The organism is Tanticharoenia sakaeratensis NBRC 103193, from assembly GCF_000963885.1.
In the GTDB taxonomy this organism is placed as follows: domain Bacteria; phylum Pseudomonadota; class Alphaproteobacteria; order Acetobacterales; family Acetobacteraceae; genus Tanticharoenia; species Tanticharoenia sakaeratensis.
In genome coordinates, this window is the sequence record NZ_BALE01000012.1 from 26,218 (window position 1) to 39,819 (window position 13,602).

The following is a 13,602-nucleotide window of genomic DNA, read 5'->3' on the forward strand; positions in this document are numbered from 1 at the left end:
CCATGGCCGATCTGCGAAGCAATCTCGGCGGCATCACGTCGCCCAATCCCTTCTGGCTGGCGTCAGCACCTCCCACGGACAAGGAATACAATGTCCGCCGCGCGCTCGAAGCCGGATGGGGCGGCGTCGTGTGGAAGACGCTTGGCGAAGACCCGCCGGTGGTCAATGTCAGCAGCCGTTATGGCGGCCTCGCCTATCAGGGAAAGCGCCTGAGCGGCCTGAACAACATCGAGCTGATCTCGGATCGGCCGCTTGCGACCAACATTGCGGAAATCAAGCGGATCAAACGCGATTTTCCGGATCGTGCGATCGTCGTCAGCCTGATGGTCCCGTGCGAGGAAGCGAGCTGGGCTGCAATCCTGCCGATCGTCGAGGAAACGGGCGCGGACGGGATCGAGCTGAATTTCGGCTGCCCTCACGGCATGTCGGAGCGCAACATGGGCGCGGCCGTCGGTCAGGTTCCGGAATATGTCGAGATGGTCACGCGCTGGTGCAAGCAGCACACGCGCATGCCGGTCATCGTCAAGCTCACCCCGAACGTGACCAGCATCTTGTCACCTGCCCGTGCCGCACTGCGCGGGGGTGCCGATGCCGTGTCGCTGATCAACACGATCCAGTCGGTCATCGGCGTGGATCTCGATGCAATGGCGCCGATGCCCGTCGTGGGCGGTCAGGGAACGCATGGCGGATATTGCGGCCCGGCGGTCAAGCCGATCGCGCTGCGCATGGTCGGCGAGATCGCACGCGAGCCGGAATTCCGCGGATTGCCGATCTCGGGCATCGGCGGCATTTCCACCTGGCGCGACGCGGCCGAGTTCCTCGCCATGGGCTCGAGTGCGCTACAGGTCTGCACGGCAGCGATGCATTACGGCTTCCGGATCATCGATGACCTGACGACGGGCCTGTCCAACTGGATGGACGAGAAAGGCTATGCGTCGATCAGCGATGTGACAGGCCGGGCCGTCCCGAACTTCGTCCACTGGAACGCGCTCGATCTCAATTTCAAGACGCTCGCGAGCATCGATCAGGATCGCTGTATCCAGTGCGGCCTGTGCTACGTCGCCTGTGAAGACACGTCGCATCAGGCCATCGGGCGATCGAAAGTCGACGGCATGCGTCGTTATGAGGTCATCGACGCGGAATGTGTCGGCTGCAACCTGTGCGCCCTCGCCTGCCCGGTCGACGACTGCATCACGATGGTGCCGCAGCCGCAGACGGCCGAGAAGTTGACGTGGCCCGAACATCCGAACAACCCTCACCGCATCCTGGCGGAGCGGGCAGGATAGATCTCGCAGGCCAGACGACGCGGCAGGCGCGAACAGAGCAGACAAGGAGAACGCGAACATGGCCGAAGGCTTCGGTAATTTCACGATCGACGGGGATGCCCTGTGGCGCGACATCATGGCGCAGGCGCATTATGGCGCCACCAGGAAGGGCGGCATCCGAAGGCTTACGCTGACGCAGGAAGATGCGCAGGTTCGTGCCTGGTTCGAAAAGACCTGCTCGGATTTGGGGGCAACCGTCAGCGCCGACAGCCTCGGCATTCAGTTCGCCCGCGTTCCCGGCACGGATGAAAGCCTGCCGCCGATCATCATCGGCAGCCACCTCGACACGCAGCCGACGGGCGGAAAATTCGACGGCATCATCGGCGTTCTGGGCGGCATCGCCGTGCTGCGCGCATTGCGGGAAACCGGGCATCGCACCCGCCATCCGATCGAGATCGCGAACTGGACGAACGAGGAAGGGTCGCGTTTTGCACCCGCGATGCTGTGCTCAGGCGTATTCGCCGGTGTCTTCGACGAGGATTACGCGCTGTCCCGCACGGATCGTGACGGCGTGCGGTTCGGCGATGCCCTGACGCAGATCGGCGCGGCCGGCCCCGAGCGCTGCGGCGATCATCCAGTCGTGGCCTATTTCGAGCTTCACATCGAGCAGGGTCCGATTCTCGAAGCCGAAGAGAAAACCATCGGGATCGTCACCGGTGTCCAGGGCATGCGCTGGTACGAGGTGACGGTCACGGGTGCTGATGCCCACGCCGGCACGACGCCCATGTCCATGCGGCGCGATGCCTTGCAGGGGGCAATTGCGCTGATGGCTGCCGTGCAGTCGATCGCGCTTGATCACGGCCCGGATGCCGTCGGCACGGTGGGGCTTGTGGAATGTCGGCCCAACAGCCGCAACGTCGTGCCCGGTGAAGTCTTCTTCACGGCGGAATTCCGCCATCCGGATGATTCCGTCGTCGTGGCCATGGAAATGGCGTTCCGTGCAAAGGCGGAGACCATCATCGCAACGGGCCTCGATGTCGCGATCGCTCAGGTCTGGGACAGTCCTGCGGTCAAGTTCGCCCCGGATCTGATCGCGGCCGTTCGTGATGCCGCGCAGGACCTGTCCTATCCCGCGCGCGAAATCGTCTCGGGCGCGGGCCACGACGCGGCCTATCTCGCGCGGATCGCACCGACGACGATGATATTCGTCCCCTGTGCGGGCGGGCTCAGCCACAACGAGGAGGAAAGTGCCACGCCGGGCGATGTGGCAGCCGGTGCCAACGTGCTGCTGCGGGCGGTGCTGACCGCGGATCAGGCACTCGACTGACATGTCAGCCGGGGCTGATCCCTGCCCGGCGCGAGGCGAGCACAGCCGCGACCCCTGTCAGGGCCAGCCCGGTTCCGGCGATCGACACGGCCGGATAGCCCAGGCCGGACGACAGGACGACGGCGCCCAAAGCCGCACCAATGGCATTCCCGAGATTGAACGCGCCGATATTGACGGACGACGCGAGCCCCGGCGCCTCGTGCGCGGCTTCCATCACACGCATCTGCAGCGACGGCATGATCGCGAATGTGGCTGCCCCCCAAAGCAGTGTTGCGAGAAGCGCGCCGGGCACCGTTCCCGCCGCGAAGGGATAGGCCAGCAGCATCACACCCAGCACGGGAAAGCCGATGAGCAGCGTGCCGTCACGCGAATGATCGGCACTCCGGCCGCCGATCGCGTTGCCGATGCTGAACCCGACACCGACCAGCATGAGGGCGATCGTCACGACACTGGCGCTCGCATTCGTCACGTGTTCGAGGATCGGTGCAATATAGGTGTAGAGCACGAACATGGCGCCGGCGCCGATTGCTGTGATCGCGAGCGCCGCCAGAACATTGCCGCGCAACAGAACCCGGATTTCCGCCCGCGCATCGGGTGGGGGACCGGGCGGGCGCAACGGCAGGGCAATCGACAGGCTCAGCATCGCGATCAGCCCGAGCACAGTCGTCGCAAGGAAAGCGCTGCGCCAGCCGAAGCTGTCGCCCAGCCACGTTGCGAACGGCACACCGCCGATATTGGCGATGGTCAGCCCCATGAACATGGTCGCGACCGCGCTGCCACGCTTTTCGGGCGCCACCACACCGGCGGCCTCGACCGCGCCGAGACCGAAGAACGCGCCCTGACAGAAGCTCGTCACCACGCGAGACAGCAGCAGCGTGTCGTAACCGAAGCTTCCGACCGACATCAGGTTGCCGATCGTATACAGCCCCATCAGCCCGACGAGCGCCTTCTTGCGGCGCACGCCCGCCAGCGCGATCGTCACGATCGGCGCACCGATCATCACACCGATCGCATAGGCCGTGATCAGGCCGCCCGCCTTCGGCACCGAGACGCCCATATCGTGCGCAATCACCGGCAGCAGCCCCATGGGCGAGAATTCGGTGGTGCCGATCGCGAACGATCCCACGGCCAGAGCCAGCAATACTGCGTTCAAACCCGATATCCCTCCATACGTCCCCGACCGCCCGATTTCGAAGGCTTCCCGCGCCTGGAGCTTCGTGCGACGCTCCCGGGCACCATTCATTTCGCATAGCGCCGGATCCGGATCGAACCAACCGCTGCGCCCCATTTTCCACCTTCTTCCCCGACAGGAAGGCACGCCGCATGTCCAGCTTCTCCAACACCAACCATGACGCGTTCTGGATGCCGTTTTCGGCCAACCGGCAATTCCGCGCCGACCCGCGGATGCTCGTGTCTGCCAAGGGCATGTACTATCGCGACGACGCGGGGCATGACGTTCTCGACGGCTGCGCGGGCCTGTGGTGCGTCAATGCCGGGCACAGCCGTCCGCGCATTGTCGAGGCGGTGCAGAAGACCGTGGCGACGCTGGATTTCGCGCCGGCCTTCCAGATGGGCCATCCGATGGCGTTCGAGGCTGCCGACCGGCTGGCGAAACTCGCGCCCGGCTCCCTCAATCACGTGATGTTCTGCAACTCCGGCTCGGAAGCGGCCGATACGGCCCTGAAGATCGCGATCGCGTATCATCGCCTGCGCGGCGAAGGCGCGCGGACGCGGCTGATCGGGCGCGAGCGCGGATATCACGGCGTCGGCTTCGGCGGGATTTCCGTGGGCGGCATTTCAGGCAATCGCAAGCTGTACGGATCGTTGCTGACCGGCACCGATCATCTGCCCCACACGCTCGACCTCAGGCGCAACGCCTTCACGCGCGGCCTGCCCGAGCACGGCGCCGAACTTGCGGATGCGCTCGAGCGGATCGTCACCCTTCATGATGCCTCGACCATCGCCGCCGTCATCGTCGAACCGATGGCCGGTTCCACGGGCGTCCTCCCGCCGCCGGTCGGTTATCTGAAGCGCCTGCGTGACATCTGCACGAAGCACGGCATCCTGCTGATCTTCGACGAGGTCATCACGGGCTTCGGCCGTCTCGGCGGTCCGGCGTTCGCCGCCGAGAAATACGGCGTGATTCCTGACATCATGACGTGCGCCAAGGGCCTGACCAACGGCACCGTGCCGATGGGCGCCGCCATTGTCTCGGATCATGTTTTCGAAGCCTTCATGCAGGGACCGGAAACCGCCATCGACCTCCCGCATGGCTATACCTACACGGCGCACCCGATCGCCTGTGCCGCAGCCATTGCAACTCTCGACACCTATGCCGAAGAGCATCTGTTCGAACGGGCCGAGATCCTGTCGCCCTATTTCGAAGAGGCGGCCCACGCACTGCGCGACTGTCCGCATGTCGTGGATATCCGCAATGTCGGCCTTGTTGCCGGTATCGAGCTCGAACCCCGCAACGCACCGACCACGCGCGCCTATGAAGTCTTCGACCGCGCGTTCCGAAAAGGCGTCCTGCTGCGCTACACGGGCGACATTCTTGCAATTTCTCCGCCACTGATCATCGAAAAGCACGAAATCGACCGGATCTTCGAGACGATCGCCTCGATCCTGCGCGAAGTGGCCTGAGGAGCAGCCGCGCGGCTCTTCCATCGCGCGGCCGGCCGGTGTTCGCACTGACGGCCGCGGCGGATCTCGGGGACGCACGGGTTTTATTCAGTCGCCCCGTTGTCTCCATGCGGGCTAGGCGCGGTTTCCTGGTCATCGAGGCGCTCGTGTCCGTCTCGAAACCGTTACGATGTGCCGGCCGGAGACCACTACACGGGCGACCGCCTCTCTGTCACAACGGGAACGAATGCTTCACGAAACGAACATGGCGGGCGCATCGCCCGATCCCTCGCTCTACAACGAGGACCTTGCTCCGATCCCGTTCGCGCGGCGGGACTGGTCGTGGCTGAACATGGCCACTGTCTGGATGGGCATGGTCCACAACATCGTCGTCTACGAGGCGGCAGCCGGGCTGATGGCGCTCGGGTTCTCCGCGTGGGAATGCATGGAAGTCGTGGCTGTCGCCTACGTCGTCCTGTTCCTGGCCATGTGGTTCAATGCGCGCGCAGGCACGCGCTACGGCATCCCGTTCTGCGTGCTGATCCGTTCGGCATTCGGTCCGGCAGGGGCGCAGCTCCCGGTGTTGCTGCGCGGCTTCTGTGCGATCTTCTGGTTCTCGGTGCAGGCCTTTGCCGCGACGCAGGCGGTCGATGCGGTCATCGGTACGGTATGGCCGGCATGGAATGCGGCCTCCCTCCACATCCTCGGCATGTCCGCCCACATGTGGGGCGCTGCTGTTCTCGTCTGGGCGCTTCACGCGTGGGTCATGGGACATGGCGTGTCGCGCATTCGCAACTTCGAGCTCGTGGCGGGGCCTCTGGTCATCCTGATCGGGCTGTTCGCCACGATCTGGGCGCTGAACGTGGCGCATGGTCCCGGACCGCTGTTCGCAGTGCCATCGCGGCTGCACGGCATGGCGTTCGTGGGTGCATTCGCATCGGGCGTCACGGGCATGATCGGTATGTGGGCGACGTTTGCCGTCAACATTCCCGACCTGTCACGCTTCGTACGATCCGAGCGCGACCAGGTGCTGGGACAGGCCATCGGCCTTCCCGTAACGGCGCTGGTCTTCACGCCGATGGCGATCATCACGACGTCGGCGACGATCATCCTGTTCGGACGACCGATCTGGAACCCTGTCGACCTGCTGCTGGCGCTGCATCATCCGCTGATCACCGTGTTCGGCGGCGCCGTGATCGTGCTGGCGACGCTATCGGTCAACACGGTCGCGAACATCGTGCCCGCCTGTTACGACCTGATCAATCTGGCGCCGCGGCGTCTGAACTTTGACCGTGCGGGTCCCCTCGTGATGGCGCTCGGCCTGCTGTTCGCGCCCTGGCTGTGGTTCAACGAGGCCTCCAGCATCTTTCAGGCCTTGGGCATCATCAGCGGTCTGCTCGGTCCGGTAACCGGCATCATGCTCGCGGACTTCTTCGTGATCCGTCGCCAGTCGCTCGATGTGCCCGCCCTTTACCAGCGGCACGGGCGCTATGGCGGCCAGCATGGCTGGCATATGCCGGGGCTGATCGCGTTCGTGATCGGCGGAATTGTCGCAGCACTCGGCGAGATCGTCCCGGCACTGTCGGCTCTCAATGCGGTCGCATGGTTCGTCGGCGTTGCAGTGGGTGGCGCGATCTATACGGCTCTGGCCTGGAAGAGCGAGCGACGCGCCGTCACCGACGCGGGTTTGCAGCCGCAATAAGTCGCGCTCAGATCCCTTCCGGTCGATTTTGTCGTGGCGACAACGCTGCCTTGGACGGGAAAAGGTGATGGGTCCGTTACGTCCGATCATAGACGTTGTTAGGCTTATGCTTCCGGCAGTGGGTGCGTCGGTCCAGACAGGTGCTCCTGCATCCTGCCGGTCGATGCTGTCGGAGGCGCTTTCAACAGGCACTCTCGCTGGAGCGCCGCCAGAATGTCTGGTCGTCGGCCCCATACACCCGGGCATGGCGGAGGCTGTGGTCCGCAAGGTCTTCGGCACACTGACGGCAGTTGCCCCCATTAGATGCCCCGGTGCGTCGACGGATGCGCCGATATGCCTTTCGGCTCGTCATGACTTCAGGCAGCGTAAGGCGCGTCGTGTGCGAAATGGTGCCGCCCGGTTTTTATCGGCCGATCTGCCATATCGCGACGGCCGACTGGCCGTCATCGACAGCACTCTGGCCGTTGGTATTGATGGCGAACGTTGCGATGATGGGTCAGACCCGGGCGACCTGACGTTTTTCGACAACTTAGAGCCGCTGAGAAACTTCGCCGGGTGACGATCGGAGATAATCGAGCGGCGATCGCAAACCGTTTCGGCGTGCCTCCTTCCGGAAATGCCGAGCACGACTGATACAGCTTTTTGCCTGCGCTGATCGGCTGCAAGAGCGACGGCGAGCGCAACACGATCACTGGCACTGGCACTGCCTTCGAAATCGCATTCTGAACCCGGCTCCTGAACAAATCGGCCAGCGTGTGGCTTCATCTGCTACGCGATCCGCGGACGCGCCGATTGGAGGCATCCGCTTCACGCTCGAACAGTCATAGACCACTTCATCCCGCAGCACCGAGAGTCCCAGCCGATCCCGTCGCCTCCCAATCCCGCAGCGTTTTCGCCGTCAGCCGCGTTCCTTCAGATCATGCCAGGTCTGACCCATCATGCCGGGTGGGAGCGTCGCCGAGAACACGCCGCGTGCAATGGCACGGGACAGGACATCGGCGGCAACCGAACCGAGCCGGGCGACCGTCAGAGCGCGGCTCGACCCAGACAGCGTGACCCGGCCGGTCGACAGGGCAAACACGACATCGCCGTCGAATGGCGAATGCACGGGGCGAATGGCACGCGGGAGCCCGTCCTGCGCCATCATGGCGATGCGCTTGAGTTCATCGGGGTCCAGCGCCACGTCGGTTGCGACGCAGGCAATCGTGGTGTTGGCGCGCGCTGCGGGATTGAGCTTCGCATCGCCCCAGTCCTCGCCGTTCACCCGCGCAGCGCTGGGCCCAAGACCTCCGAATTCCGATCCCACTTCGAATGCGCCGGCCCAGAAATGCCGCGTGCCGGGCACGACAACCGAGCCGAGACAGTTCACCGCGGCAATTGCGCCCACCGTCATGCCGTCCGCAGTCCGCCAGGACGCCGAGCCCGTACCGCCTTTCAACGACCCCGCCTGGGCACCGAACCCGGCGCCCGCCGTGCCGAGCGGGAAGCGGCCTCCGGCTGCGTTGCGAACCGCGTCGATACCCATCGCGCGGTAGGGCGGGGTCAGCCCCCAGTTCTTGTCGCCGCCATTCGCGAGATCGAACAGGATTGCCGTCGGCACGATGGGCGACGGCGGAACACCCGGCTGCTTCACGAGCTCGAAGCCACGGCCTTCGGCACCCAGCACCGACGCCACCCCGTCAGCCCCGGCAAGCCCGTAGACCGAACCGCCGGACAAGGTGATCGCATCCGCCGAGCGAACCAGATTCCAGCCATTGAGCGCATCGGTCTCGCGTGTGCCGGGGCCGCCGCCACGGACGTCGACCGCGCACGGTGCACGCTGGTCCGGCAGGATGACCGTCAGGCCCGTGCGAACATGGATATCCTGTGCAAGCCCGACCTTCAGGCCCGCGACATCGGTTATCAGGTTCAGCGGCCCCGGCGCGCCCGGTCCGCCCGGATGCAGGGGGGATGCCGCACCGGCCCGGTATGCGACTGGCGTTGCAAGGGTCGCGCGCAGGAAAGCCCGTCTGTCCATTTGGCGTCGTGTCCCTGTCTGTCGCCGGATCGGACGCGGACCATGGCAGGGGCGACACGCGCCTACAAGATGACATCCCCGTCCCCGTTGACAGGCACCGGCCGGCTCTTCACAGGTTTTTGCGATAGCTGGATCGGGAGCATCTGATGACGAAAGCGGGTTTGCGGCTGGCCGCCTTATGTACTTTCGCGGCCTGCGGCGCAGCGCGCGCGGCGACCGGCGGCCTCGAAGGCATGCCGGCCTACGATCACGTCGTCATCATCGAGATGGAGAACCGCCAGTACGGCCAGATCATCGATGCCTCGCCCGCGACATCGCCGCACATGACTGCGCTCGCGCATCGCTACAACTCGGCTACGCGGTTCTATGGCACGACCCATGTCAGCCAGCCGAATTACATCGCAATGATGGCGGGCGATCAGCACGGCGTCGTCGATGACGACCCGTGGTATTGCGAAGCCGATGGCAGCAAGCTTGCCCGCGACCGCGCCATTGTGGCCGGCAAGCCGGACGATGCCGACATGTCGCCCGGCTGCCATCCCGAGCGCGCATCGGGCCATTATGTCGCTCATCATTTCCCGGGCGACAGCCTGTTCGGCCAGCTCGGTCGGGCCGGCATCTCATGGGCCATGTATTCCCAGTCGATGCCGGTCGATCCCGACGGCACGCCACGCCCGGAAATCCCGATGTGGCCGCTCAAATCGGCCAATCCGGATCTCTACAGCCTGTATGCATCGAAACATAATCCGTCCGTCAATTTCGATGCCGTGCGCACGGCGCCGGATTTTCGCGCGCACAACCGCACCGATGCGCAGTTCTTCGATGATGCAAGCCGGGGAACGCTCCCGCGCTTTTCCTATGTCGTGCCGGATCTCTGTCATGACGATCACGGGCCCCGTGGAACGCTGACCCATGCATCGGAATGCGTCAGCACGAATGCCGGCCCCTCCCCGCTCCTGACGACAGGCGACAATTATGTCCAGAAGATCGTGGATGCCGTGCGCGCCTCGCCGCTGTGGCGTTCCAGTCAGAACGTCGCGGTCGTCATCACCTATGACGAGGACGATACGGGCAGTGCCGGCGTGCAGGGCTGCTGCGGCTATCAGCCGATAGCGCCCGGAGGGTCGCGGTTCGGCGCGATCAATCAGGGTGGCGGTCAGATCCCCACCATCGTCATCACCAATCACGGCGTGACCGGCGTACAGGATGCGACGCCGTATAATCATTATGCGCTGTTGCGCACGCTGGAGGATACGTTCGGCATTTCCGACCATCTCGGTCATGCCGCGCTCAATCCGGCCGTCCAGCCGGCGGACGGTTCGTTCCGGCAGACACCGGTCCTGCCGATGGTGCCGCTCTTCCGCCTCGCGCCACATGCGGTCACGAACTAGCGTCGCATTTCTGGCCGGACTTCTTGCGGCAGGCATCACGGCGCATGCGGCGCCGCTGTCGCCGAAGGCGCAGCTCGGCCGGAAGCTGTTCTTCGACACCGGCCTGTCAGCCTCCGGCCGGCAATCCTGCGCGTCATGTCATGATCCGGCCAATCACTATGCGCCGTCGAACGACCTTCCGGTTCAGCCGGGAGGGGCGCACATGGATCGCCTCGGGTTCCGTGCAACACCGAGCCTGACCTATATCGACCAGATCCCGCGCTTCAATGCCGACCTCGAAAATCCCGATGGCTCGGCCAGCGGCCCGGCCGGCGGCCAGGACTGGGACGGTCGAAGCAGTTCGATCGCTGACCAGGCGTTGCGCGTCCTGACAACGCGTTATGAGATGGCCAATAGGAACGAGGACGCGCTTATCCGGCGCGTGCGCGCCAGACCCGATCTGGCGACGGCGTATCGACAGACATTCGGGCCCGATATCTTCGACGAACCACATGATGCATTCCGCGCGACCGGAAGCGCCCTCGAAGCCTTCATCCTGGAGGACCCGAGCTTTCATCCCTACACCAGCAAATACGATTTCTATTCGCGCGGACTGGTATCCCTGACGCCGCAGGAGACGCGCGGCATGGCGATCTTCAACGATACCGAGCGGGCGAACTGTGTGCAGTGCCACACCGCAGGCCTCGGTCCTGCACGTGGCGGTGGAACAACCTCAGGCCAATTCAGCGATTTCTTCCTGCGCAACCTCGGCACGCCACGCAATCCGGCGATCGACTATCGCGATATCGGGGGGCGCGACCTTGGATTGTGCGGGCCCCTGCGCACCGATCTCTCGCCCACAAAATCCGCGAACAACATCCGATATTGCGGCATGTTTGCAACGTCCACACTGCGCAATACCGCGACCCGTAAGGTGTTCTTCCACAATGGCGTCTTTCGGTCGTTACGTGACGTCATCGAATTCTACATCACGCGCGACATCACGCCGCGACGCTGGTTTCATGCTCATGACGGCGACCTGCCCTACGATGATCTGCCGCCCGACATCCGCCGCAACGTGGACCGTGCGGACATGCCTTTCGCGGCTCAACACCCCGGTGCCAGGCCCGTCATCGCCGAACATCAGGTCGATGATCTTGTCGCGTTCCTCAAGACGCTGACGGATGGTTATGACCCGAAGACCGGCAAGACGGCGCCCTGAAGGCAGACAAAAACCGCTCGGCACGCGCGTCGACCAGCCCGGCCGTTCGGTCATCCTCGTCGCGCCCGAGCTGAAGCGGCACCAGTGGGGCCTGCCGAAGAAGAAAGCGCTCGCGTCAGGATGATCGCATATTCCGGATCGTGCGCGGCAGCAGTGCCGTGATCGTCGCCAGGACGACAAAAGCCCCGCTGATCCCAAGCATCCCGTCAGCCCCGATCAGACTCGCCATCGGCCCTGCCAGCGCATATCCCGCCGGCAACAGACAGATCGAGCCGAACGCGTCATAGGCCCCGATCCGCGCGCGCAGACCGGCGGGAATTTCGCGTGCCAGCAACGTCTCCCACAGCACTCCGAACAATGCGCTGCCGATTCCTGCCAGGACGGCAGCACAGACGCAGGCCGCATATGGCAAGGATATCGCCAGCGCCGCCGGGAGAGCCGCGAACGGCACAAACGTGAGTTGCGCCGCACGAAGCGCATATGTCGGACGCCAGCGCAGCCCGATCAGCCCCCCGATCACCGACCCCACGCCCATTCCACTCAGCACACCGCCCCAGAGCGAGGCGCCGCGCGACACGTGGGCAAAGTGCCAGGCTCCCAGCACCATCAACGGACCCTACGCCAAAAGGTGGAACAGCGCGAACTGGACGACGGTCAGCCAGAGCCAGAGCCGCGTCCGAAACGCGTGCCAGCCGGCCACGATCTGGCGCAGGAACCCTCCGTCTTCTTCCTCTTCGGCCGAAAACGACGTGATGGACGCGTCTGCTATCAATGCGAGGCACAATGCCGATATTCCATAGCTGGCCGCGTCCGCGGCAACCGCCCATGCAGCACCGCCAGCCGCCACAAGCAGGCCGCCTATGACCGGTCCGGCCATGTTGCCGGCTGCCTGGGCAATCGAGATCAGGGCATTGGCCCCCTGAACATGCGTCGCCGGCACGAGTTGCGGCACGAGGCCGCCGCGCGAGGGCATGCAGAAGGCATTTCCGGCTCCCAGAACGGCGGCAAGTGCCATGATGGCGCCGAGCGATCCATGATGAAATGCCAGGAGACAGGCAAGTGCCGCCTGCGCCGCGCCACAGATGATATCCGCGCCAAGCATGACATGTCGTCGCGGGAGCTGATCGGCAATCGTGCCGCCGGCCAGAATAAGGCCGACCAGTGGAATGGTCTCGGCAGTCATGACCCAGCTGGCCTGGGTCGCGTCATGGCCCTGCTCGTAGATCGCAAAGGTCAGTGCGACCGGCACCATGGCGCTGCCGGTGCAGGACAGCAGATAGCCGCAACAGAACAGGGTAAAAGCAGGATAGCGCAAAGGTCCTGCGCGCTCGACCAGAAATGACATCAGGCGGCGCCACTATCACGACGCCGCCTGCCTGTCCGCCCTGTCGTGCGGATTTCGTCTCGAAAGACGATCAGTCCTTCAGGAACGGCGTGCCTTCGTGGGCGATGAGGAGGTCATGCATGTCGGTCGCATGATCTTCCTCGTCCTTCAGGAAGCCTTCGAGCATGATGCGCGTCGTGGGATCGTGGTCCGCGAAGAAACGGATCAGTTCCTGATAATGCTCGATCACCAGACGCTCGGCGATCAGGTTCTGCTTGACCATCTCGACCAGCGTTCCGCCCTTGCCGTACTCGGTGGCGGAGCGTGAGGCGAGGCCTTCGGGGTCGAAGTTGGGAACGCCGCCCAACTGGTCGATCCGCTCGGCAGCCGCCAGCATGTGCTTGCGTTCGTCGTTCGCGTGCTCGGTGAACTCTTCGGCGACGCTCGAGCTTGTCAGGCCGTCCACCGAAATCGCATGCATCGTGTAACGCAGCACGCAGACCAGCTCTGTCGCAAGCACGGCCTGAAGCAGATCGATCGCCTGATTAACGTCGCCCTGATAGCTCGGCATCACCGCGCCGTCGCCCAGCGAGCGCTTCGCACGCTCACGCAGGGTCTGCACGTCGGTCAGAAAAGTGTTGTCGGGCACATCTGCCATGTCTGGTCTCCGAAGACGGTTGTCGGTCGCCCCGGTAGGGGCACACGTTCAACCGAACGCACGAAGCCGGCCATGTTTCGTTGTGAGAATCACTC

General features: G+C 64.4%; 11 protein-coding genes. 6 read left to right on the top strand and 5 right to left on the bottom strand.

The window, feature by feature from the left end; all coding sequences use genetic code 11:
• The first annotated feature begins 2 nt into the window (after window positions 1–2).
• Window positions 3–1,286, top strand: coding sequence for an NAD-dependent dihydropyrimidine dehydrogenase subunit PreA (preA, locus tag B8446_RS05850; protein WP_048848228.1), 1,284 nt, complete (start codon window positions 3–5; stop codon window positions 1,284–1,286).
• A 58-nt stretch (window positions 1,287–1,344) separates the two neighbouring features.
• Window positions 1,345–2,592: a Zn-dependent hydrolase gene (locus tag B8446_RS05855; protein ID WP_048848230.1), complete on the top strand. Its 1,248-nt coding sequence runs from the start codon at window positions 1,345–1,347 to the stop codon at window positions 2,590–2,592.
• A gap of 4 nt (window positions 2,593–2,596) precedes the next feature.
• Here the strand turns inward: B8446_RS05855 and B8446_RS05860 are convergent, their stop codons facing one another.
• The gene (locus B8446_RS05860) at window positions 2,597–3,745 is read right to left on the bottom strand and encodes an MFS transporter (RefSeq protein ID WP_048848378.1); all 1,149 of its coding nucleotides are present in this window, start codon (window positions 3,743–3,745) and stop codon (window positions 2,597–2,599) included.
• Window positions 3,746–3,915: 170 nt separating this feature from the next.
• Between B8446_RS05860 and B8446_RS05865 the strand changes: the two genes are divergently transcribed.
• Both B8446_RS05865 and B8446_RS05870 read left to right on the top strand, forming a co-directional pair.
• Window positions 3,916–5,235 carry an aspartate aminotransferase family protein gene (locus B8446_RS05865; protein WP_048848232.1) on the top strand — a complete coding sequence of 440 codons (1,320 nt, stop codon included), beginning with the start codon at window positions 3,916–3,918 and terminating at the stop codon, window positions 5,233–5,235.
• Between the two features lie 244 nt (window positions 5,236–5,479).
• Entirely contained in the window at window positions 5,480–6,916 is a 1,437-nt protein-coding gene (locus B8446_RS05870; RefSeq protein ID WP_241767656.1) for an NCS1 family nucleobase:cation symporter-1, read from the top strand.
• Window positions 6,917–7,814: 898 nt separating this feature from the next.
• Here B8446_RS05870 and B8446_RS05875 read toward each other — a convergent pair.
• On the bottom strand, window positions 7,815–8,933 hold the full coding sequence (locus B8446_RS05875) for a P1 family peptidase (RefSeq protein WP_048848236.1): 1,119 nt from the start codon (window positions 8,931–8,933) through the stop codon (window positions 7,815–7,817).
• A 146-nt stretch (window positions 8,934–9,079) separates the two neighbouring features.
• Here B8446_RS05875 and B8446_RS05880 point away from each other — a divergent pair, with 146 nt between their 5' ends.
• Window positions 9,080–10,324: an alkaline phosphatase family protein gene (locus B8446_RS05880; RefSeq protein WP_048848238.1), complete on the top strand. Its 1,245-nt coding sequence runs from the start codon at window positions 9,080–9,082 to the stop codon at window positions 10,322–10,324.
• Complete coding sequence (locus B8446_RS05885; protein ID WP_053053724.1) at window positions 10,308–11,525, top strand: cytochrome-c peroxidase; 1,218 nt, start codon at window positions 10,308–10,310, stop codon at window positions 11,523–11,525. Before B8446_RS05880 ends, B8446_RS05885 begins: the two co-directional genes overlap by 17 nt.
• Window positions 11,526–11,640: 115 nt before the next feature.
• Here B8446_RS05885 and B8446_RS05890 read toward each other — a convergent pair whose 3' ends face one another.
• The 3 genes from B8446_RS05890 to B8446_RS05900 form a co-directional block, all read right to left on the bottom strand.
• Window positions 11,641–12,135 carry an MFS transporter gene (locus B8446_RS05890; RefSeq protein ID WP_148505868.1) on the bottom strand — a complete coding sequence of 165 codons (495 nt, stop codon included), beginning with the start codon at window positions 12,133–12,135 and terminating at the stop codon, window positions 11,641–11,643.
• A gap of 6 nt (window positions 12,136–12,141) precedes the next feature.
• Window positions 12,142–12,870 (bottom strand): MFS transporter, encoded by a 729-nt coding sequence (locus tag B8446_RS05895; RefSeq protein ID WP_048848242.1) that lies wholly within the window; start codon window positions 12,868–12,870, stop codon window positions 12,142–12,144.
• A gap of 70 nt (window positions 12,871–12,940) precedes the next feature.
• Window positions 12,941–13,507: a ferritin-like domain-containing protein gene (locus B8446_RS05900; protein WP_048848244.1), complete on the bottom strand. Its 567-nt coding sequence runs from the start codon at window positions 13,505–13,507 to the stop codon at window positions 12,941–12,943.
• Window positions 13,508–13,602 lie beyond the last annotated feature (95 nt).

Excerpts from the sequence above, each read along its gene's own strand:
- B8446_RS05895 (WP_048848242.1), bottom strand. The coding sequence starts at position 12,870 with ATGTCATTTCTGGTCGAGCGCGCAGGACCTTTGCGCTATCCTGCTTTT.
- B8446_RS05900 (WP_048848244.1), bottom strand. The coding sequence starts at position 13,507 with ATGGCAGATGTGCCCGACAACACTTTTCTGACCGACGTGCAGACCCTG.
- B8446_RS05875 (WP_048848236.1), bottom strand. The coding sequence starts at position 8,933 with ATGGACAGACGGGCTTTCCTGCGCGCGACCCTTGCAACGCCAGTCGCA.
- B8446_RS05880 (WP_048848238.1), top strand. The coding sequence starts at position 9,080 with ATGACGAAAGCGGGTTTGCGGCTGGCCGCCTTATGTACTTTCGCGGCC.
- B8446_RS05865 (WP_048848232.1), top strand. The coding sequence starts at position 3,916 with ATGTCCAGCTTCTCCAACACCAACCATGACGCGTTCTGGATGCCGTTT.
- B8446_RS05885 (WP_053053724.1), top strand. The coding sequence starts at position 10,308 with ATGCGGTCACGAACTAGCGTCGCATTTCTGGCCGGACTTCTTGCGGCA.
- B8446_RS05870 (WP_241767656.1), top strand. The coding sequence starts at position 5,480 with ATGGCGGGCGCATCGCCCGATCCCTCGCTCTACAACGAGGACCTTGCT.
- preA (WP_048848228.1), top strand. The coding sequence starts at position 3 with ATGGCCGATCTGCGAAGCAATCTCGGCGGCATCACGTCGCCCAATCCC.
- B8446_RS05855 (WP_048848230.1), top strand. The coding sequence starts at position 1,345 with ATGGCCGAAGGCTTCGGTAATTTCACGATCGACGGGGATGCCCTGTGG.